Genomic DNA, 20,839 nt, shown 5'->3' with positions numbered 1-20,839 from the left:
GGTGGCGGGACGGGCGGTGCGGAGGGTTGGATCACGGGATGAGCCACGTCGCGAATGTCATGATCTCCGTCGAGCCGGACGGTCATCCTGCCCTCGGGGCGCTCGGCGAAGGGCTGTGGACCGCCGCGCCGCTGCGCGGGCGGACCGACGGTGCCGTGGGCCGGACCGGGCCGCGGCCGGAGATCACCGGCAGCAGGTCCGGGTGGGCCGGGTTCAAGAGCCCGGAGTGCGGCGACCTGGCCGTCCTGGCGGTCGCAGGCGAGCGGACGACGACCACCACCCTGGGCGGCCCACGGTGAGCGCCCGCACTCCGGTGGCCCACCTGCTGGTGGGCCTCCCCGGCTCGGGCAAGACCACGTACGCCCGGCGGGTGCTGGAGCCGACCGGGGCGGTCCGGCTGTCGGTGGACGAGACCGTCCACGAGCGGTACGGCCGGTACGGCGTCGACTACCCGGCGAGCAGCTACTTCGAGAAGGAGGCCCCGGTCGTCGCCGAGCTGCACGGGCGCCTGGCCGCCCTGCTCGCCGACGGCCTGGACGTGATCTGGGACCACGGCCTGTGGCCCCGGCGGGACCGCGACGCGCTCAAGGCCCTGGTGGAGTCGGCCGGTGCGCGCCGGCAGCTGCTGTACTTCCCGGTCGAGCGGGACGAACTGCTGCACCGGCTCGCCGAGCGCAACCACCGCGCGGACGCCAACGCGCTGACCGTCACCCCGCAGGACCTGGACGACTTCCTCGCCCGCTTCGAACCGCCGCACGGCGAGGGCGAGGAAGCCGTGCCGACGGACTGGCTCCGCAGGCTGGGCGGCCCCCGAGCGGGCCGCGCCCACGACGACCCCGAACTGCGGGCGGTGATCCAGCGTTACGTCACCCCCGGCCGACGGTACCTGAAGCTCGGCGGCGCGCTGCTCCGGCTGGAGGAGGCCGAACGGGCCCGGTACGCACAGGAGACCGGCCGGGCGGCCGGGGAGATCACTCCGCAGGAGCTGGACGTCCTGCTGGCGGGCGGCTGGCGCGAGCGCAAGACGGCAGCCTGGCTGATCGCCGTCTCCCGGCGGACGGAGTACCGCGGGCGGCTCGGCGAACTGCTGCTCGCCAGTGAGGGGCCCTATGCGGGCGCCGCCTACTGCGTGGCACTCGCCAGTTTCGGCGCCGAGGCCGACGCCGCCCTGCTGGTCGCCTACCTGGAGCGGTACCTGCGCCGGCCCGACCTCGCCTACGACCAGGCGTTCGCGTTCGCGACGCTGCTGCGCCTGGACGCCTGGTCGGGCCGGAGCGACGCGACGCGGTTCCTGCGGCCGGGCGGTCTGTGGCAGCGGTGGCTGGGCGGCCCGCCGGACAGGTCGTACAACCTGTCCGGCTACCAGGACGCACTCGACCGCCTCTGCGCCTTCGTGCGGAGTGCGGCCGCGAGCGCGGGAGCCTGAGCGGCGGGTGCGGCCCCTGGTCAGCTGTGCTGCCAGGCCACCCCGAAAGCGCTGCCGCCGGTGAGGGGGGAGGTGGTCGCCAGCACGGTGCCGTCGTGCTCCGCCATGGTGATGTTCTCCGGGGCGAAGTCGCCGATCGGCCTGCCGTTGGCGGTGGCGTCGGTGAAGGCGGCGGTGCCGAAGTCGGTCAGCGGCAGTGGCCCGAACGCGGTGGACGGAGCCTCGGCGATCACCTCGGCCGAGGCCAGGGCGGCGCCGCGCAGGGTCTTGTGCTCGGTGTGGCTCCAGCCCTGCGTCTCGTCACTGATCGTCAGGGTGAACCCGCCGCCGGTGGTCGCGGTGACGCCGGCCGTGAAGTGGTCCCCGGCCTCGACGGTGTCCGTGTAGCCCACCGGGTAGGCCGGGTACATCTCGTACCAGGCGTAGTACTGCGGCAGTCCGCCGGAGCAGTCCGCCGAGCTGCCGGTCTGTTCGACTGATTCGCTGCCGTCACCGTCCAGGCCGACCCAGAAGGCGGAGTAGGTGTCCTGGTCGGTGCAGTGCGCCTCCGGCTGGATCCAGCTCGCGCTGACACTGGTGAACTTGGCGCCGGTGGCCGCGTAGCCCGCCCAGTTGGCGCTGTCTCCGTTGACCCGGCCGTGCGGGGCGCCCTGCGGGCGCAGCATCGGCGCATGGAGAACCGCCGGGGCGGTGTGCTGGGCGAGCGCCGGGGTGGTGGTGGCGAGAGTGGCCGCGGCGGCGAAGGCGGCGATGACAAGTGTGCGGTGACGGACTGCGGGCACGGTGCGCTTCTCTCTGGAGGACGGACAGCCTGTCACTCAAGGTAGTGTGACCGGTGCGCCGGGTAATGTGACTGATCGTCATATCCTCCCGGCTTCGCCCGTTCGGTCGATCCGTCAGAACCACTGGTCGGCGGCGAGCTTGAAGACCAGGCTCACCACCACCACGACCAGCACCCCGCGCACGAAGCCCGCCCCCTGCTTCAGTGCCATCCGGGCGCCGAGCATGCCGCCGGTCAGGTTGAACGCGGCCAGCAGGGCGGCCAGGCGCCACTGGACGGTGCCCTGGTAGCCGAACATGACGAGCGCGCCCAGGTTGGTGCAGACGTTGACGATCTTGGTGGTGGCGGAGGCGTGGACCAGGTCGAGCTGGAGGACGGCGGCCAGAGCGATCACCAGGAAGGTGCCGGTGCCCGGGCCGATCAGGCCGTCGTAGAAGCCGATGCCGGTGCCGACCAGCAGGATCGCGGCCAGCACGCGCTGCCGGGTGACCGGCCCGCCCGCCGGGGCGGTGCCGAAGGAGGGGCGGAACAGGACGAAGGCCAGCACCAGGAGCAGCACCACCATGATCACGGGCCGGAGCACCGCGCTGTCGATCCCGGCCGCGAAGCTCGCGCCGAGGAGCGAGCCGAGCGCGGCCGCCAGGCCGACCCGCAGGGCCGTGCGCAGGTCGACCTTGGTCCGGCGGGCGTAGGTGACGGCCGCCGCGCTGGTGCCGACGATGGAGACGGCCTTGTTGGTGCCGAGCACGTACGCCGCCGGCAGCTGTGGCAGGCCGACCAGCAGGGCGGGCAGCTGGATCAGCCCGCCGCCGCCCACCACGGCGTCGACCCAGCCGGCCCCCGCCGCGGCCAGGCAGAGCAGGAGCAGAGTGGTCGCGGAGAGGCCGGGCACGCCGAGCCAGCTCACTGGAAGGTCCCCCGTCATGGAATGCATGGTCGGGAGCCTAGGGAAGTCTCACCGGTACGTGATCACGGTCCGGAGGATTTTGAGCCTCCCTTGAGGATCGGGCACACCGAAGGGGCGCGGAGTCCCGCGCCCCTTCGGTGGCTTGCGACTAGCTCGCGGAGCGCTTCTTCAGGAAGTCCGCCACCTGCTCGCGGATCTCCGGAGTGTCGAGCCCGCGCACCGTCATGGTGGTGCGGCGGCGCAGGACGTCGTCCGGCGTGTACGCCCACTCGTTGTCGGCCGCGTAGGCGACCTGGGCCCAGACGTCCGGGCCGTCCGGGTGGATCGGCTCGCCCAGCTCGGGGTGCTCGGCGATCAGGTGGGCGATGTCGAAGGAGAGGGTGCCGTAGTGGCTGGCCAGGTGCTTGGCCACCAGCGGCTCCATCCGCGAGCCCGGCTCGCGGTCGATCAGCAGGCGGTGCGCCACGGCGTTCGGCGCGCCGACACCCGGCAGCGGCACGGTGGCCGGGATCGCCGACATGTCCTCGGCCAGCCCGGTGCCCGGCACGTGCGCCAGCTTCTCGAGCACGGTGCGGCCGATGTGGCGGTAGGTGGTCCACTTGCCGCCGGCGACCGAGAGCATTCCGCCCCGGCCCTCGGTGACCACCGTCTCGCGCTTGGCGGCGGCGGTGTCGCCCGGGCCGCCGGGCAGCACGCGCAGGCCCGCGAAGGAGTAGGTGATCAGGTCGCGGTCCAGGTGCTCGTCCCGGATGGCGTGCCCGGCCTCGCCGAGGATCTGGTCGATGTCGGCGTCGGTGGCGCGCACGTCCTGCGGGTCGCCGGTGTACTCCTCGTCCGTGGTGCCGAGCAGGACGTGGTCCTCCCACGGGATGGCGAAGGAGACGCGGTACTTGTCGATCGGGATGGTCAGCGCGGCGCGCCACGGCGAGCGGCGCTTGACGACCACGTGCGCGCCCTTGGAGAGGCGGATCGAGGGGGCCGCGCCCGCGTCCTCCATCTTGCGCAGGTGGTCGACCCACGGGCCGGTCGCGTTGAGCACCAGGCGGGCGTTGACACCGAACTCGGTGCCGTCCAGGCGGTCCTTCAGCTCGGCGCCGGTCACCCGGGAGCCGGAGAAGCGCAGGCCGGTGACCTCGGCGTGGTTGAGCACGACCGCGCCCGCGTCCACGGCCGCGCGGACCGTCATCACGGCGACGCGCGAGTCGTTCATCTGGTGGTCGCCGTAGACCGCCACCGAGCGCAGGCCCTCGGTGCGCAGCGCCGGCACCTGCTGGGCGGCGTGCGCGGCGGTGGAGACCCGGCCCATGCCGTCGCGGAAGGCGGAGAGCGCGGAGTAGAGGAAGACGCCGGCGCCGAGCTTGGTCGCGCCGTGCGGGCCGCCCTTGTAGACGGGGACGAAGAAGGTCAGCGGGTTGACCAGGTGCGGGGCCACGTCGGTGGCCAGCGCGCGGCGCTCCTTGTGGTTCTCCGCGACCAGCTTCACGGCACCGGTCTGCAGGTAGCGCAGGCCGCCGTGCACCAGCTTGGAGGAGGCGCTGGAGGTGGCACCGGCGAAGTCGCCCGCGTCCACCATGGCGACCTTCAGGCCGGCCTGGGCCGCCGTCCAGGCGGTGGCGGTGCCGAGGATGCCGCCGCCGATCACCAGCAGGTCGTAGGTCGCCTTGCCGAGGAGCTCGCGGGTCTCGGCACGGGAGGCGGTGCGGCCGGTGCTGCGTCCGGCGCCCAGGGTCGGGAAGGTAGCCATCTGTGTGTCCGGCTCCCGGTGTGGGCGGGCGCCGAGTCTCCTCTCGGGGTGTGCGGGTCCGGCCTCCGGGGGAGACCGGCCCCGGCCCTGGTCGGGGGCCGGGATACGGCTGCCCGCCGGCCGGGGCCACGGGGCCCCGACCGGCGGTGCGGGTTACTGCTGCTCGTCCTCCTCCACCCAGCCCATGGTGCGCTCCACGGCCTTGAGCCACTTCTTGTACTCGCGCTCGCGGGTGGCCTCGTCCATCCGGGGAGTCCACTCGGCGGCGCGGTGCCAGTTGGCCCGCAGGGTGTCGAGGTCGTTCCAGAAGCCGACCGCGAGGCCGGCCGCGTAGGCGGCGCCCAGCGCGGTGGTCTCGGCCACGAAGGGGCGCTCGACCGGGGCGGCGAGCACGTCGGCGATGTTCTGCATCAGCAGGTTGTTGCTGGTCATGCCGCCGTCGACCTTGAGCGCGGTCAGCTCGACGCCGGAGTCCTTCTGCATGGCGTCGACGACCTCGCGGGTCTGCCAGGCGGTGGCCTCCAGGACGGCGCGGGCCAGGTGGCCCTTGGTCACGTACCGGGTCAGACCGGCGATCACACCGCGGGCGTCGGAGCGCCAGTACGGGGCGAACAGGCCGGAGAAGGCCGGGACGAAGTAGGCGCCGCCGTTGTCCTCCACGGTCGAGGCCAGGGTCTCGATCTCGGCGGCGGTGGAGATGATGCCGAGCTGGTCGCGCAGCCACTGCACCAGCGAGCCGGTGACGGCGATCGAGCCCTCGAGGGCGTACACCGGGGCCTGGTCGCCGATCCGGTAGCCGACCGTGGTGAGCAGGCCGTGGTACGAGTTGACGATCTTCTCGCCGGTGTTGAGCAGCAGGAAGGTGCCGGTCCCGTAGGTGGACTTGGCCTCGCCCTCGTTGAAGCAGGTCTGCCCGAACAGCGCGGCCTGCTGGTCACCGAGCGCGGAGGCGACCGGCACGCCGGCCAGCTCGCCGACGGCCTCGCCGTAGACCTCGGCGGAGGAGCGGATCTCCGGGAGGACGGCCAGCGGCACGCCCATCGACTCGGCGATGCTCTCGTCCCAGGCCAGGGTCTTGAGGTTCATCAGCATGGTGCGGCTGGCGTTGGTCACGTCGGTGACGTGCTTGCCGCCGTTCACACCGCCGGTGAGGTTCCAGATCACCCAGGTGTCCATGGTGCCGAACAGGATGTCCCCGGCCTCGGCGCGCTCGCGCAGACCCTCGACGTTGTCGAGCAGCCAGCGGATCTTCGGGCCGGAGAAGTAGCTGGCCAGCGGCAGGCCGGTCTCGCGGCGGAAGCGGTCCTGCCCCACGTTGCGGCCGAGCTCGCGGCAGAGGCCCTCGGTGCGGGTGTCCTGCCAGACCAGCGCGTTGTGCACCGGCTCGCCGGTGTTCCTGTCCCACAGCACGGTGGTCTCGCGCTGGTTGGTGATGCCGATCGCGCGGATGTCGTCCTTGGTCAGACCGGCCTTCTCCAGCGCGCCGCGCACCACGGACTGCACGCGGGTCCAGATCTCCGCGGCGTCGTGCTCGACCCAGCCCGGCTGGGGGAAGATCTGGCTGTGCTCCTGCTGGTCGACGGACACGATCCGGCCGTCCGCGCCGAAGATGATGCAGCGGCTCGACGTGGTGCCCTGGTCGATCGCGGCGATGTAGTTGGCGGTGCCAGTGGTCATGAGGATCCTCGGCTCGAATGAGGGTTCAACAGTGAGGGCGGGACTCAGTGTCCAGTCCCGTATAGCGTGCCGGGGCAAACCCGGGCTAGAGAGAGCTAGAGCACCGCGTCAGAACGCGACGTTGTAGAGCGCGCCCGCGAGCAGACCGCCGATGACGGGGCCGAGCACGGGGATCCAGGCGTACGACCAGTCCGAGCCGCCCTTGTTCGGGATCGGCAGCAGCGAGTGGACGATGCGCGGGCCCAGGTCACGGACCGGGTTGATGGCGTAGCCGGTCGGGCCGCCGAGCGAGAGGCCGATGCCGACCACGGTGAAGGCCGTGATCAGGATGCCCAGGCCGGAGAGGCCGAGCTGCTTGTTGAGGCCCTGGGTGAGGATGGCCAGGCAGAGCACCATGGTGGCGATGATCTCGGTGAGCAGGTTCTGCAGCGGGTTCCGGATCTCGGGCCCGGTGGAGAAGATGCCGAGCGTCGGCTCCTCGTTGGCCTGGAACTGGCCGAGGTAGGTGACCCAGACCAGGACGGCGCCGATCATCGCGCCGAGCAGCTGGGAGCCGAGGTAGACCGGCACCTTGCTCCAGTCACCGCTGTCGACGGCGAGGGCGAGGGTGACGGCCGGGTTGAGGTGGGCACCGGACTTCGGTGCGCTCAGGTAGGCGGCGATCAGCACCGCGAAGCCCCACCCGAAGGTGATGGCGAGCCAGCCGGCGTTGACGGCCTTGGACTTCTTCAGCGTGACGGCGGCACAGACGCCACCGCCCAGGAGTATCAGGGCGGCGGTGCCGAGGGTTTCGCCGACGAAGATGTCGCCGTTGGAGAACGCGGACACAGAGACTCCTTTGTCCGTATGGCCCGGAGCAGGTGGGGGATGTGGGGTGCGGCGGGGGAGGCCGCGCGGTGGGTGTTTCCCGTCCCGGGGTCACACCCTGACGGCGGTGGTCGGCGTTTCCCGGACACCGTTCGACAATGTCGACCGTCATGCGGAAGCTTGCTATCTCGTCCTGGCTACGTCAAGGCCGGGTTGCCGAGCTGTGATCCATCACTCGCTGTGACGAGCTCGCTGCCGCGAAACCAGCAGCCGGACCAGGCGTAAACGTGACAAAACACCTGTGGGCGGACAGGCCTTGGCCCGTCCGCCCACAGGTGGTGTCGACGCTGTGTCAGGAGACCCCGGACCGGCTCAGAACCGGCCGGCCCCCAGGTCGCGCGAGATCGCGCGGGCGGCGCTGCGCACCGAGGCGACCAGGCCCGGCTTCACGAAGCCGTCCTCGCAGACCCGCTCCACCGCGCCGCTGATGCAGACCGCCCCCACCGGGTTGCGGCGCCGGTCCTGGATCAGCGCGCCGATCGAGGCCACGCCCTCCCAGGTCTCCTCCACCGAGTCCGCCCAGCCCCGCTCGCGGATCAGCGCGCCCTCGGCGTCGATCTCCTCGGCGGTGGACAGCGTCCGCGGCGTGTACGACTCCCAGGGCCCGTCGCCCAGCTCGCCGCGCGCCACCGGGTCGTACGCCAGCAGCACCTTGCCCAGCGCTGTGCTGTGCAGCGGCTGCATCGAGCCCACCTCGAGCACCTGCCGGGTGTCGTCCGGGCGGAAGACGTGGTGCACGATCAGCACGCCCTGCTGGTGCAGCACGCCCAGGTACACCGTCTCCCCGCTGGCCCGGGCCAGGTCGTCCGCCCAGACCAGTGCCCGGGCCCGCAGCTCGTGCACGTCCAGGTAGCTCTGCCCCAGCCGCAGCAGCTCGGCGCCCAGCTGGTACTTGCCGCTCTCCGGGTCCTGCTCGACGAAGCCCTCCTGCTGCAGCGTCCGCAGGATCCCGTGCGCCGTCCCCTTCGCGAGGTCCAGCGAAGTCGCCACCTCGCTCAGCCCCAGCCGCCGCTCACCGCCCGCCAGCAGACGCATGATCGCGGCAGCCCGGGACAGCGACTGGATCGGGCCGGGCATGAGGACCTCCGCAGAAAGGCGTTCGACAATGTCGACCGCAGGGGTGTTGCTCAGAGTCTACGAGGTCGTTGCACTGTCAGGGGCGCGGGGAACGGCGCGACCGGCCCCGCACTCCGCCGAGCCCCGCCCGACTGGATCAGCCGAGCCAGCGCGGCGATCTGCCGGGGCCCGACCCGGCAGCAGCCCCCCACCAGCCGGGCGCCGTCCGCCACCCACCCCGCCACGTCCTCCGGCCGGAACGACCAGCCGCCCGCCCAGTCCCGGACCTCGGCATCCCACTTCTCCCCACTGTTCGGGTACACCACCACCGGCTTCCCGCTCACCCGCGACGCGACCCGCACGGCGTGCCCCGCATCCTCCGGCGCACAGCAGTTCACCCCGACCGCCACCACCTCCTCGGCCTCCGCAGCCACCGCGAACGCCTCCGCCACCCCCTGCCCCGCCCGGGTCCGGTCACCGGCCACGCTGTACGACAGCCACACCGGCACCCCCAGCCCCCGCACCACCCGCAGCAGCGCCCGCGCCTCGTCCACGTCCGGCACCGTCTCCAGTGCCAGCACGTCCGGCCCCGCCGCCACCAGCGCCGCCACCCTGGGCCCGTGGAACCGCTCCAGCTCCGCCACGCTCAGCCCGTACCGCCCCCGGTACTCCGAGCCGTCCGCCAGCACCGCCCCGTACGGCCCCACCGAGGCCGCCACGTACCGCCCCTCGACCCCGCCCGCCGCCTCCCGAGCCAGCTCCACGCTCAGCCCGAACAGCCGCACCGCCTCCGCCCGCGACACCCCACGCCGCGCGAAACCCTCGAAACTCGCCTGGTAGCTCCCGGTGATCGCCACCCGGGCCCCGGCCCGGAAGTACGCGGCGTGCGCCGCGACCAGCGCCCCCGGCTCGTCCATCAGCAACCGCGCCGACCAGAGCGCGTCCGCCAGGTCGTGCCCGGCCGCCGCCAGCTCGTTCGACAACCCACCGTCCAGCACCAGCGGCCCCGCCGCCACCGCCGCCATGAAGCTCCGCATACCAGCCACCCTAGGTCTGCCCAGCTCAACGCCGTCTTCCCGGTCCGCCCACCGGACGCCCCGCGCCGCCGCTAGCATCCACCGCATGACCACCTCCGAGGCCCTCCGGCCGCCCGCCGCGCCCCACAGCCACTGCCACTGGTGCGGCACCCCGTACCCGTCCGGCACCGTCGAATGGCCCCGCACCTGCCCCGGCTGCGCCGAGATCAGCTACCGCAACCCGCTGCCCGTCGTGGTCGTCCTGCTCCCCGTCAACACGCCCGACGGCAAGCAGTCCCTGGTCGTCATCGGCCGCACCATCGAGCCCGGCCTCGGCGAGCTCGCCCTCCCCGGCGGCTACCTCGACTACGGCGAGACCTGGCAGCAGGGCGCCGTCCGCGAGCTGCGCGAGGAGACCGGCATCCTCGCGGACCCGGCCGAGGTCACCCTGGTCTCCACCGACTCCGACGCCGCCGGCGGCTTCCTCTGCCTCTTCGGACTGCTGCCCGCCCGCGACCTCGCCGAGCTGCCGCCCTCCGCCCCCACCGACGAGACCGACGGCTGGCAGCTGGCCACCGCCGACACGCCCCTGGCCTTCCCCTTTCACACCCGCACCGCGGCGGCCTTCTTCGACGGCTCCTACGCCTGACCGCGCCGGGGGGCTCTGGCGCACCGGACGATCACATGGCATGGTCAAGGCCGTCAGAGCCACCCCGGACGGGCCCTGCCACCAGCGGATCCCGTCCCCATCCCTTCGGCCGGGAGACCACCACCGTGAGCACCCCCATCCAGGACCAGCCCCTCTGGCGCCCCGACCCCGCCAAGGCCGCGGCCACCCAGCTGGTCGCCTTCCAGGCCTGGGCGGCCGAGCACCACGGCGCCCCCGCCGCCCCGCTCGCCCCCACCGGGAGCGACGAGGAGGCCGCCGCCCGGTACGCCGCGCTGCACGCCTGGTCCACCGAGGACCTCGACCGGTTCTGGACGGCGATCACCCAGTGGTTCGACGTCCGCTTCGACACCGCCCCCGAGGCCGTTCTCGCCGAGGCCGCCATGCCCGGCGCCCGCTGGTTCCCCGGCGCGAGGCTCAACTACGCCGAGCACGCCCTGCGCTTCGGCGCCGCCCCGGAGAACGCCGACCGGCCGGCCATCCTGCACCTGGACGAGACCACCGAACAGCCCCAGCCCCTCAGCTGGGCCGAGCTGCGCCGCCAGGTCGGCTCCCTCGCCGCCGCCCTGCGCGCCCAGGGCGTCGGCCCCGGCGACCGCGTCGGCGCCTACCTGCCCAACATCCCGCAGGCCGTCGTCGCCCTGCTCGCCACCGCCGCCGTCGGCGCGATCTGGACCAGCTGCGCCCCCGACTTCGGCGCCCGCAGCGTCCTCGACCGCCTCCAGCAGATCGAGCCCGCGGTCCTGTTCGCCATCGACGGCTACCACTACGGCGGCAAGGACCACGACCGCACCGAGATCGTCGCCGAGCTGCGCCGCGAACTCCCCACCGTCCGCACCGTCGTCCACATCCCGCTGCTCGGCGGCCCCGCCCCCGAGGGCGCCCAGCACTGGGAGGACCTGGTCGCCGACGACGTCGAGCCCGTCTTCGAGCCCGTCCCCTTCGACCACCCGCTCTGGGTGCTCTACTCCTCCGGCACCACCGGCCTGCCCAAGGCCATCGTGCAGAGCCAGGGCGGCATCCTGGTCGAGCACCTCAAGCAGGTCGGCCTGCACATCGACCTGACCCCCGAGGACCGCTTCCTCTGGTACACCTCCACCGGCTGGATGATGTGGAACTTCCTCGTCGCCGGCCTGCTCGTCGGGTCCACGATCGTCACCTACGACGGCAGCCCCGGCCACCCCGACACCGGCGCCTTCTGGTCCGTCGCCGCCCGCACCCGCGCCACCGTCGTCGGCACCTCCGCCGCGTACGTGATCGCGAGCCGCAAGGCCGAGCTGCACCCCGGCCGCGACCTCGACCTCTCCGCCGTCCGCTGCCTGGGCACCACCGGCTCCCCGCTGCCCCCCGACGGCTTCCAGTGGATCTACGACGAGATCAAGCACGACGTCTGGCTCGCCTCCGTCTCCGGCGGCACCGACGTCTGCTCCTGCTTCGTCGGCGGCGTCCCCACCCTCCCGGTCCACCTCGGCGAGATCCAGGCCCCCTGCCTGGGCGCCGCCGTCGAGTCCTGGGACGTCCAGGGCAAGCCGCACACCGACCAGGTCGGCGAGCTCGTCGTCACCAAGCCGCTGCCCTCCATGCCCACCGGCTTCTGGAACGACCCCGAGGGCACCCGCTACCACGACAGCTACTTCGACACCTACCCCGGCATCTGGCGCCACGGCGACTGGATCACCGCCACCTCCCGCGGCACCGTCGTCATCCACGGCCGCTCCGACTCCACCCTCAACCGCCAGGGCGTCCGGATGGGCTCCTCCGACATCTACGAGGTGGTCGAGCGCCTCCCCGAGATCTCCGAGTCCCTGGTGATCGGGCTCGAGGAGCCGAACGGCGGCTACTGGATGCCGCTGTTCGTCGTCCTCGCCCCCGGCGCCACCCTCGACGACACCCTGACCAGCCGCATCCGCACCTCGCTGCGCACCGAACTCTCCCCCCGCCACGTCCCGGACGAGGTCATCGCCGTCACTGGCCTCCCGCACACCCTCACCGGCAAGCGCATCGAGGTCCCGGTCAAGCGCCTCCTCTCCGGCACCCCCCTCGAGCAGGCCGTCAACCCCGGCTCGGTCGACAACCTCGACCACCTGCGCTTCTTCGAGCAGCTCGGCGCCCAGCGCCGGGGGTGAACCGTCGGACGCACGCCCCCGGTAGCCGATTCGGCTCGTTCCGGCCCGGGGGCGCGCGTCACGGGCTACTGTCTGACACGCAGTCGCAGTGCTCAGAGGGGGGCGGATGACGGGCATCGAGGTCGCGGTCGGCTATGTCTTCGCGTGGTTGGTGCGCAAGGCACGGCCCGTGGCGCAGCAGGCGGACGCGGAGGTCGACCGCGCCGTGCAGGCCGCCATGGACCGCCTGCACGACCTGGTGACCCGCAAGCTCGGCAAGGACCCGGCACTGGAGCGCGCCAAGGAGGAGGCCTCCGCCGAGCCGGGGAAGCTCTCGGCACGGACCAGGCAACGACTGGTGTTCTCGCTGGAGGACGCCGCCGAGCACGACCCCGCCTTCGACCAGGCCCTCGCGGCCCTGGTCGAGCAGCTGCGGGCCGCCGGTCCGTCCGGGGCAGGCGCCGGCCACCACAACCAGGTCTTCAACGGCCCGGTGACGATGACGGCCTCCGGCGCGGATTCGGTCGTCGCCACGCAGATCGAGAACCTGACCATGGGAGCTCGGACGGGCCCTCCCCGGCCGGGTACGGCCCAGGGCTGACCGTACCCGGCGCAGGCCTGCGCGACCCGGCCGCCACCACCATCGTCGGCAGCGTCGCCGCTGCCGCGATCAACAGCGTCGAGTACCACCACCACGAACACGCTGCGCCGCCCCCGCCCGTCTCCTGGCCGGTCACGGTCGGGCGGTTCCCGGACCCCGACCCGGCGGCCCAACCACGTACCGAGGCCAGGAGGCGGCTGGCGGCCGCACTGGCCGCGCACCGCGCCGTGCTGCTCAGCGGGCCCGGCGGAGCGGGCAAGTCCCAGCTGGCAGCGGCTCACGCCCGCCAGGTCCTGGACAGCGGCGCGGGCCGGCTCGTGCTCTGGGCCGACGCGACCGACGGCGGCTCGCTCGTCACCTCGTACGCCACGGCCGCGCACCGGCTGCAGCTGTGCGACCCGGCCGGCCGGGACCAGCAGCGGGAGGCCGACGCCTTCCTTGAGTGGTTCCGGGCACCTGGTCCGTCCGCGCTGGTCGTCCTCGACAACCTCACCGACCCGGAGGTGCTGGCCGGCCGGCTGCCGCACAGCACCGCCGACGACCGGCACGTCCTCGCGACCTCCCGCCTGCGCGGGGGCTACACCGGCTCGGCGTTCGGCGCCGTGGTCACGGTCGACGCGTTCGCACCGGAGGAGTCGCTCGCCTTCCTGCACCGGCGCCTGCTCGTCTCCCCTTACCCGCACCTGGCCGGGGACGGGCACGGCCCGGCGCTGACCGAACTGGCCGAGGAGCTCGGACACCTCCCGCTGGCCCTCGGCCACGCCGCGGTGGCCATGGCCGTCGAGGAGCTCACCGCCGCCGAGTACCTCACGGCACTGCGTGACCACGCCGCCCGCCTGGACAGAGTGCTCCCCGCCGACCCGACCAGCGGCGGGCGGAGCCTCACCGCCGCGCTCCTGCTCTCGCTGGAGGCCGCCGACCGCCGCAGCCCGAAAGGAGCCGCCACCTTGGCGCTGAGACTCGCCGCCTGCTTCGACCCGGCCGGCCACCCCGCCCGGCTCTGGCAGGCACCCGCCGTCCGGGAGCTGCTGACCGGCCACGGAGCCGAGGACTACGCCGGGATCGGGGGCCGCGGGATCGGCGACGCCGTGCTGCGGCTGCTGAACGAGTACGGGCTGATCAGCTACGACGGGCAGGCCGAACGCCGGGTCGTCCGCCTGCACGCCCTGACCGCCCGAGCCGCCCGCGAGGAGCTCACCCCCGACCGGCGCACCGCCTGGGCCGCCTGCTCCGCCACCGCCCTGCTCGGCCAGTGGCCCGAGTTCGAGTACACCGACCGGGAGCTGGAGGAGACCCTGCGGGCCAACGCACGAGCCCTGCAGCGAACCTTCGGCGACCAGCTCCACACCGCCCCGGACGGCCCCGCGCTGCTCACCCGCCACCTCCGCAGCACCGCTGCGACCGGCCTGCTCCGTGAAGCGGCAGAGCTGTGGAGCGCCCACACCGAAAGGCTCACCGACCTGTTCGGCCCGGACGCGCCGCAGACCGTCGCCGCCCTGACCGGCCGGGCCCGCACCATGATCGCCATCGGCGACCACGCGGACGGGCTGGCCCTCGCCCAGGAAGCCGCCGACCGCGCGTCAGCCACGGCGGGCACCGCCTCCGAAGCCCACCTGCACGCGCGGCTGGTCGTCGCCCAGGGCCATGGCGCGGCCGGCCGGTACGAGACCGCCGCCCAGCTCGCGGGCGCGCTGGCCCACGACGCGGAACCCGCCCTCGGCCCGGCCCACCGGGTCACCCTGGCCGCCCGGCTGGAGGCCGCGGACGCCGAGCGGGCCTGCGGCCGGTCGGAGGCGGCGGCGGCGCACGAACAGGCGGTGCTCGACCAGGCAGGAGTCCCCGGCACGCTCAGCGGCAACGGCGAGCTGGCCCTGGAGGGCGCGGTGGCGGCCACCCGATTCGCCCGGACGGGGGACGCGCACGCCGCCCACCGTGCGGCCGTCGGCCTGCTCGAACGCCGTGAGCGCCTGCACGGTCCCGGACACCCGGCGATCGCCGGGGCACGTCTCGGCGTGGCCCTGACCGCGCTGCGCGGCGGACGCGCCGACGAGGCACTGGCGCAGGCGACCGAGGCCGCCGACACCCTCACCGCCGGGCTCGGCGAGGCCCACCCGACGACGCTCTCCGCCCAGGTCGCCGCCGCGGCGGCCCTGATCGCCGCCGGGCGCCCGGCCGACGCCGCCACGATGGCTGCCGCGCTGGTCACGACCGCCCGCGCGGCGCTCGGCGAGGAACACCCGGCCACGCTGCACTGCTCCGCCACCCTGGCCGCCGCCCTCACCACGGCAGGACGCGTCGACGAAGCCGGGCCCGTGCTGGAACGGACCCTCGCCGCACGGACCAGAGTGCTGGGAGCCACCCACCCGGACACTGTCGTCTCCCGGGCCCAACTCGCCGCACTGCGCCGGTTCGAAGGCCGGCTGGCGGAGGCCGAGGTGATGCTCGCCGAATGCCACGCCGACGAGGCGGCGCGCCGGGGCGAGACGCACCCCGAGACCCTGACCGCCCGGCACAACCTCGCCCTGGTCCGGTCCGCGCTCGGGCGCGACCGGGAGGCGGAGGAGGCCCTGACCGAGGTGGTCCGGCTGCGCACCGCCCTGCTGGGCGCCGGCCACCCGGCCACCCTCACCGCCCGGACCTCCCTCGCCGCTGTGTGGGCGAACACCGGCCGGACACTGGACAGCCTCGCCGAGAACCGCGCCGTCCGGGAGCTCCAGGCGCAGACCCTCGGGCTCGCCCACCCCAGCACCCTGAACAGCCGCAACAACGCGGCGCTCGCCCTGGCGAACAGCGGGTGCGTCGCGGAGGCCGCCGAGGAGTACGAGGCGATCGCCGCGGACGCGACCGAAACCCTCGGCGGGGACCACCCGCTCACCCGGACGGCGCGGTCGAACCTCGCCGCCGCCCTGTCCGACCTCGGCCGGCACACCGAGGCGGTCGACCTGGCGCGGGAGCTGGCCGACCGGGCCGCGGCGACCAGGTCGCCCGGGAGGCAGCAGGAACTGACCCTGCGGACCGGCCTGACCCGGGCCCTGCGGCGGGCGGGCAGGGACGCCGAGGCGGTGGCCGTCCAGGCGGACCTGTTGGCCGACGCCGAGGCTGCCTTCGGCCCGGATCACCCGACCACCCTGGTGGCCCGCAGCGACCTCGGCCTCGCGCTGATCCAGGCAGGCGACTTCGCGCAGGGGGTGGAGGTCGCCAGGAGCACGCTGACAGCCGTCCTGGCGCGCTACGGCGAGGAGCACCCGCAGAGCCTCTCGGCCGCCGTCAACTTCGGCGCCGCCCTGTACGCGGCAGGGCTGATGGAACAGGCGACGGAGGTGACCGCGGCGATCGCGGAGGCCACCGCCAAAGTGCACGGGCCGAAGTCGCCCGAAGCACTCACCGCTCGCGGCAACCTGGTCACCTCCCTCGTCGGGACCGGCCGCCCCACCGAGGCGCTCACCCTCGCCCGGGAGGTCAGCCAGGCGCTCACCGACCTCCACGGCCCCGCTCATCCGAGCACGCTCGGCGCCAAGGCCAACCTCGCCGCGGCACTGGAGCGCACCGGCCGGTTCGAGGAGGCCCTCGCCCTGGGCACGGAGGTGCTCGACGCACGCCGCCGCCTGCTCGGCGAGCAGCACCCGGACACCCTCACCGCCAAGGTCAACCTTGCCGCCTCCCTGTGGGACGCCGACCGGGTGGCCGAGGCAGTGGCCCTGGAACGGGAGGTACTACACCTCCGCGAGGACTCGCTCGGCCCTGGCCACCCCGACACCATGCTGACCCGCAACAATCTGGCCCACAGCCTGTCGGCGCTCGGCGACAGCCGGACCGCAGCCGAACTCCACGGCCGGAACGCGGAGTTCGCCACAGAACTGCTCGGCGCGGGCCATCAGGCGGTGCTGGCGAGCCGCTGCGCCCGAGCCCGTGCGCTGGGCTCGGCCGGGCAGCCCGGCGACATGCTGGCCGAGCTCGAGGACGTGGTGGCGACCGCCGAAGCCACCAGCACGGACACGGTGGTCCGCTCGGGCCTGAGGCTGCAGCTCGCCCTCGCCCTGGACGAGGCCGGCCGCACCGCCGAAGGGCTGGAGCTCATGCGCCAGGTCACGGCGGAGCTCGCCGAACGGGTCGGTCCGGAGGACCGGGAAACCCTCACCGCAAGGGCCAATGTCGCGATCCTGCTCGGCCGCCTCGGCCGGACCACCGAGTCGCTGGCGCTCCAGCAGGAACTGCTCGACATCCGTGAGCGGCTGCAGGGGCCCGACCACCCCGACAGCCAGTCCGCTCGGGCGGACCTCGCGGCGGCCACCTTCCGGGCCGGCCGCTACGCCGCAGCCGCTGCCATGCTGACGCCGGTCCAGGCCGCGCGGGTGGCAGCGCTCGGGCCGGACGACCCCCGCGTCCTGATGCTCACCGGCAACCTCGCTGCCATGCGCTCCCGGGCCGGCCAGGCCGAGGCCGCGATCCCCGTGGAGGAGGACGTGCTGGCCCGGCGCGAACGGGTGCTCGGCCCGCAGCACCGGGACACCGTCTGGGCCCGCGCCAACCTCGCCGCCACCTGCCGCCGCGCCGGCCGCACGGCGGACGCGGTCGGGCACGCCCGGCAGGCCCACCAGGACGCCGTCACCGCCCTCGGTGCCGAGCACCCCACCACCCGCCAGACCGCCGTGGGCCTCGCCGACGCGCTGAACGCCGACGGCCGCCCCGAGGAGGCCGCGCCCCTCGCCGGACCGATCTGGGACACCGCCCTGGCCGACGGCGAGCCGGGCCACCCGACGGCCCTCCAGGCGTGCACCGTCCTGGTCCGGATCGCGCTCGCCGCAGGCCACCGGGACCAGGCGGCCGCCCACGCGGCACCAGCTCTCGGAGCGATCCCGGACACCATCGGCCCGGACCACCCCGACGGCCTGACCCTCCGACACCTCCACGCCCTCGCCACCGCCGATGCCCCGGAGGCCAAGCGCATCCTCACCACCCTGGCCGCCGCACTCGGCCCGCAGCACCCGGACTACCTCGCGGCGGCCCGGCTCACCGGATCGTCCTGAACCCGGCAACGCCGAAGGGGCGCACGGCTCACCCGCACGCCCCTTCTCGTTCCGACGGTGACTACTCGCCCGACAGCACCTGCTGCGCCGCCGCCCGTGCCTCGTCCGCCGTGTCAGCGGCCCGGGCCGCCTCCGCCGCGCGCTGACACTGCGCCAGCGTCACCTTGGCGAGAGCGCTCCGCACGTACGGGATCGACGCCGCGCCCATCGACAGGCTGGTCACCCCGAGCCCGGTCAGCACACAGGCCAGCAGCGGGTCCGAGGCGGCCTCGCCGCAGACGCCGCAGCTCTTGCCGAGCGACTGCGCGGCGTCCGCCGAGGCCGCGACCAGGTCGAGCAGGGCCGGCTGCCACGGGTCCTGCAGACGGGCCAGTGCACCGACCTGACGGTCGGCGGCGAAGGTGTACTGGGCGAGGTCGTTGGTGCCCAGCGACAGGAACTCGACCTCCTGCAGGATCGAGCGGGCCCGCAGCGCGGCCGAGGGGATCTCGACCATCGCGCCGAACTTCGCCTGCAGCCCCGCCTCCCGGCAGGCCGCCGCGAAGGCCTTGGCGTCCACCCGGTCGGCGACCATCGGCGCCATGACCTCCAGGTGGACCGGCAGACCCGCGGCGGCCTTGGCCAGCGCGGTCAGCTGGGTCCGCAGCACGTCCGGGTTCTCCAGAAGGGTGCGCAGCCCGCGCACGCCGAGAGCGGGGTTCGGCTCGTCCGCCGGGGTGAGGAAGTCCAGCGGCTTGTCGGCCCCGGCATCCAGCACCCGGACCACCACCCGGCCCTCCGGGAATGCCTCGAGCACCTTGCGGTAGGCCTCGATCTGCTTCTCCTCGCCCGGCGCCTTGGCCGAGTCGTCGAGGAAGAGGAACTCAGTGCGGAACAGCCCGACGCCCTCGGCCCCCGCGTCCAGCGCCGCCGGCAGGTCCCCCGGACCACCGACGTTGGCCAGCAGCGGCACCTTGTGCCCGTCCGAGGTCTGCCCCGGCCCCGAGGAGGACGCCAGCGCCGCCTTGCGCTCGGCCGCCTGCTTGCGCAGCTCCTCCTGCTTGTCCGCCGACGGCTCCAGGATCACGTCACCCGTGCTGCCGTCCACCGCGACCACGACACCCTCGCCGACCGCACCGGCGCCCGGCAGTGCCACGACCGCGGGCACGCCCATCGCCCGCGCCAGGATGGCGCTGTGACTGGTCGGCCCGCCCTCCTCGGTCACGAAGCCGAGCACCAGGGTCGGGTCGAGAAGCGCGGTGTCGGCCGGCGCGAGGTCCCGCGCGAAGAGCACGTACGGCTCGTCGCTGTCCGGCACACCCGGCATCGGCACGCCCAGCAGCCGCGCCACGATCCGGTTCCGCACGTCGTCCAGGTCCGCGACCCGGCCGGCCAGGTAGTCCCCGGCCGACGCCAGCAGCGCGCGGTAGGCGGCGAAGGCGTCGTACACACCGCGCTCGGCACTGCTGCCGACGGTGATCCGGCGGTTGACGTCGGCCAGCAGCTCCGGGTCCTGCGCCATCAGCGCCTGGGCCTCGAGCACGGCCTGCGCCTCGCCACCGGCCAGGTTGCCGCGGGCGATCAGGTCCGCCGCGACGGCGTCCACGGCAGCCTGCGCCCGGGCCTGCTCACGCGGAGCATCCTCGGTCGGGATCTGCGTCGCGGGCGGCTCGAGGACCGCAGTCCCCATGTGCCGCACCTGCCCGATCGCGACGCCGTGGCTGACACCTACGCCGCGCAGCACCTGTTCCATCTCTGCTGTTCCTTTCACCCGGTCGCCTCCGGCCGGTCGCCGGGCTGGACTTGTCCGTTCAGTACGCAACCGTCCCACGCGAGCGGTGGGACGGTGCAGGTTCGGCGCGAGCGCCTGGTATCGGCCGTCAGCTCCAGACGAAGAGCTCGCCACCGGCGGTCATCTCGCCGGACTCGGCAACGCCGCTGAGCGCGTCGGGGGCGGCCTCCAGCGCGACGATCGGCGAGATCGGCGACTTGCCGGCCGCCTCGACGGCCGCCGGGTTCCAGCGGATGACGGGCTCGCCGCGCTTGACGGTGTCGCCCTTGTTGACCAGCAGCTCGAAGCCCTCGCCGTTGAGCTGCACGGTGTCGATCCCGAGGTGGGTCAGCACCCCGTGCCCGTCCTGGTCGACGACCACGAACGCGTGCGGGTGCATCGAGACGACCTGCCCGTCGATCGGAGCCAGCGCCTCGGTCACCTCACGGACGGGATCGATGGCGGTGCCGGGCCCGACCATCGCACCGGCGAAGACGGGGTCGGGCACATTGGCGAGCCCGACGGCGCGACCGGCCAGCGGCGACGTGACAGTGGTCATGGGTGAGCCTCCCAGGTGCGGAGTACAGCGCGTGCGGAGAAGAGCGGAGAAGAGCAGAGAAGTACGGCGTGCTGCGGCCACGGCCCCGCCGGCCAGCAGCAGAGCAGCAGTCAGAACCATCGACTGAAGCCTAAATCATGACAACTACGGACATATGGCAACTGGCCCGCAGGCCGCCCAAGCTGCCACTTGAGCAGCACTGGCGCGCCCGCACGGCCCGACAGCCCTGTCGTACCAACGGTCGGTGCGGCCGACCTCGGCAAGTGGTCTAGTCCTCTTGGTCGATGCGCCGCACTCTACGGCATCGAGGTGAGGAGGCACGATCGAACCGACCGCGCAGGTCGGCCGGCCTCGCGTAGTCCGACCGGGTGACACCCGGCGGCGCTCGATTAGGCACTCGCGCCGGGACCCGCTATGGTTTGTCGAGTCGCCGCAACGCAGCGATGAATTTTGAGTGACAGGCTCGCAAAGCTTCGGTTAAGACGAAGCAAACGGATCTGATAAGCTCGAATCACGAACGAAGCCCGGAGGGCCTCGCCGGAAGGCGGCTCGAAGGAAGCATCCGTTCCTTGAGAACTCAACAGCGTGCCAAAAGTCAACGCCAGATATGTTGACATCCCCGGCCTGGATCGCTTGATCCGGGTTGGAGATTCCTT

The 20,839-nt window shown here is 73.5% G+C and carries 15 protein-coding genes; 6 read left to right on the top strand and 9 right to left on the bottom strand.

What is annotated here, in order from left to right:
- The first annotated feature begins 38 nt into the window (after nucleotides 1-38).
- Entirely contained in the window at nucleotides 39-299 is a 261-nt protein-coding gene (locus tag ABT095_RS23985) for a hypothetical protein (RefSeq protein WP_350531529.1), read from the top strand.
- Nucleotides 296-1,426, top strand: coding sequence for a DUF6000 family protein (locus ABT095_RS38870; RefSeq protein WP_502884985.1), 1,131 nt, complete (start codon nucleotides 296-298; stop codon nucleotides 1,424-1,426). Before ABT095_RS23985 ends, ABT095_RS38870 begins: the two co-directional genes overlap by 4 nt.
- Before the next feature lie 20 nt (nucleotides 1,427-1,446).
- Here the strand turns inward: ABT095_RS38870 and ABT095_RS23970 are convergent, their stop codons facing one another.
- The 7 genes from ABT095_RS23970 to mmuM all read right to left on the bottom strand — a co-directional run bounded on the left by ABT095_RS23970 (nucleotide 1,447) and on the right by mmuM (nucleotide 9,495).
- Nucleotides 1,447-2,208, bottom strand: a complete 762-nt coding sequence (locus ABT095_RS23970; protein ID WP_350531528.1) for a G1 family glutamic endopeptidase — start codon at nucleotides 2,206-2,208, stop codon at nucleotides 1,447-1,449.
- 114 nt (nucleotides 2,209-2,322) lie between these two features.
- Entirely contained in the window at nucleotides 2,323-3,132 is an 810-nt protein-coding gene (locus tag ABT095_RS23965; RefSeq protein WP_502884984.1) for a sulfite exporter TauE/SafE family protein, read from the bottom strand.
- Nucleotides 3,133-3,262: 130 nt separating this feature from the next.
- Nucleotides 3,263-4,858 carry a glycerol-3-phosphate dehydrogenase/oxidase gene (locus ABT095_RS23960; protein WP_350531527.1) on the bottom strand — a complete coding sequence of 532 codons (1,596 nt, stop codon included), beginning with the start codon at nucleotides 4,856-4,858 and terminating at the stop codon, nucleotides 3,263-3,265.
- Nucleotides 4,859-5,011: 153 nt separating this feature from the next.
- Entirely contained in the window at nucleotides 5,012-6,535 is a 1,524-nt protein-coding gene (gene glpK, locus ABT095_RS23955; RefSeq protein ID WP_350531526.1) for a glycerol kinase GlpK, read from the bottom strand.
- A 108-nt stretch (nucleotides 6,536-6,643) separates the two neighbouring features.
- On the bottom strand, nucleotides 6,644-7,363 hold the full coding sequence (locus tag ABT095_RS23950) for an MIP/aquaporin family protein (protein WP_350531525.1): 720 nt from the start codon (nucleotides 7,361-7,363) through the stop codon (nucleotides 6,644-6,646).
- Between the two features lie 351 nt (nucleotides 7,364-7,714).
- Nucleotides 7,715-8,479 carry an IclR family transcriptional regulator gene (locus ABT095_RS23945; protein ID WP_350531524.1) on the bottom strand — a complete coding sequence of 255 codons (765 nt, stop codon included), beginning with the start codon at nucleotides 8,477-8,479 and terminating at the stop codon, nucleotides 7,715-7,717.
- Nucleotides 8,480-8,529: 50 nt separating this feature from the next.
- Nucleotides 8,530-9,495, bottom strand: coding sequence for a homocysteine S-methyltransferase (mmuM, locus tag ABT095_RS23940; RefSeq protein ID WP_350531523.1), 966 nt, complete (start codon nucleotides 9,493-9,495; stop codon nucleotides 8,530-8,532).
- Nucleotides 9,496-9,580: 85 nt separating this feature from the next.
- Between mmuM and ABT095_RS23935 the strand changes: the two genes are divergently transcribed.
- From ABT095_RS23935 to ABT095_RS23920, 4 genes are all read left to right on the top strand, one after another.
- Nucleotides 9,581-10,123, top strand: coding sequence for an NUDIX domain-containing protein (locus tag ABT095_RS23935; protein WP_350531522.1), 543 nt, complete (start codon nucleotides 9,581-9,583; stop codon nucleotides 10,121-10,123).
- A 35-nt stretch (nucleotides 10,124-10,158) separates the two neighbouring features.
- Nucleotides 10,159-12,267: an acetoacetate--CoA ligase gene (locus tag ABT095_RS23930; protein ID WP_502884983.1), complete on the top strand. Its 2,109-nt coding sequence runs from the start codon at nucleotides 10,159-10,161 to the stop codon at nucleotides 12,265-12,267.
- Between the two features lie 106 nt (nucleotides 12,268-12,373).
- Entirely contained in the window at nucleotides 12,374-12,847 is a 474-nt protein-coding gene (locus ABT095_RS23925) for a hypothetical protein (RefSeq protein ID WP_350531520.1), read from the top strand.
- A 227-nt stretch (nucleotides 12,848-13,074) separates the two neighbouring features.
- Complete coding sequence (locus ABT095_RS23920; protein WP_350531519.1) at nucleotides 13,075-17,874, top strand: tetratricopeptide repeat protein; 4,800 nt, start codon at nucleotides 13,075-13,077, stop codon at nucleotides 17,872-17,874.
- Nucleotides 17,875-17,935: 61 nt separating this feature from the next.
- On the opposite strand, the gene ptsP is transcribed toward ABT095_RS23920, so the two are convergent.
- Nucleotides 17,936-19,606, bottom strand: a complete 1,671-nt coding sequence (gene ptsP, locus ABT095_RS23915; protein WP_350531518.1) for a phosphoenolpyruvate--protein phosphotransferase — start codon at nucleotides 19,604-19,606, stop codon at nucleotides 17,936-17,938.
- A 127-nt stretch (nucleotides 19,607-19,733) separates the two neighbouring features.
- Nucleotides 19,734-20,183 carry a PTS sugar transporter subunit IIA gene (locus tag ABT095_RS23910; RefSeq protein WP_350531517.1) on the bottom strand — a complete coding sequence of 150 codons (450 nt, stop codon included), beginning with the start codon at nucleotides 20,181-20,183 and terminating at the stop codon, nucleotides 19,734-19,736.
- Nucleotides 20,184-20,839 lie beyond the last annotated feature (656 nt).

The organism is Kitasatospora sp. NPDC002227 (assembly GCF_040296285.1).
GTDB lineage: Bacteria > Actinomycetota > Actinomycetes > Streptomycetales > Streptomycetaceae > Kitasatospora.
This window is presented reverse-complemented; position numbering and strand designations above follow the sequence as displayed.

Excerpts from the sequence above, each read along its gene's own strand:
- ABT095_RS23985 (WP_350531529.1), top strand. The coding sequence starts at position 39 with ATGAGCCACGTCGCGAATGTCATGATCTCCGTCGAGCCGGACGGTCAT.
- ABT095_RS23965 (WP_502884984.1), bottom strand. The coding sequence starts at position 3,132 with ATGACGGGGGACCTTCCAGTGAGCTGGCTCGGCGTGCCCGGCCTCTCC.
- ABT095_RS23960 (WP_350531527.1), bottom strand. The coding sequence starts at position 4,858 with ATGGCTACCTTCCCGACCCTGGGCGCCGGACGCAGCACCGGCCGCACC.
- glpK (WP_350531526.1), bottom strand. The coding sequence starts at position 6,535 with ATGACCACTGGCACCGCCAACTACATCGCCGCGATCGACCAGGGCACC.
- ABT095_RS23945 (WP_350531524.1), bottom strand. The coding sequence starts at position 8,479 with ATGCCCGGCCCGATCCAGTCGCTGTCCCGGGCTGCCGCGATCATGCGT.
- mmuM (WP_350531523.1), bottom strand. The coding sequence starts at position 9,495 with ATGCGGAGCTTCATGGCGGCGGTGGCGGCGGGGCCGCTGGTGCTGGAC.
- ABT095_RS23935 (WP_350531522.1), top strand. The coding sequence starts at position 9,581 with ATGACCACCTCCGAGGCCCTCCGGCCGCCCGCCGCGCCCCACAGCCAC.
- ABT095_RS23930 (WP_502884983.1), top strand. The coding sequence starts at position 10,159 with ATGGCATGGTCAAGGCCGTCAGAGCCACCCCGGACGGGCCCTGCCACC.
- ABT095_RS23925 (WP_350531520.1), top strand. The coding sequence starts at position 12,374 with ATGACGGGCATCGAGGTCGCGGTCGGCTATGTCTTCGCGTGGTTGGTG.
- ptsP (WP_350531518.1), bottom strand. The coding sequence starts at position 19,606 with ATGGAACAGGTGCTGCGCGGCGTAGGTGTCAGCCACGGCGTCGCGATC.
- ABT095_RS23910 (WP_350531517.1), bottom strand. The coding sequence starts at position 20,183 with ATGACCACTGTCACGTCGCCGCTGGCCGGTCGCGCCGTCGGGCTCGCC.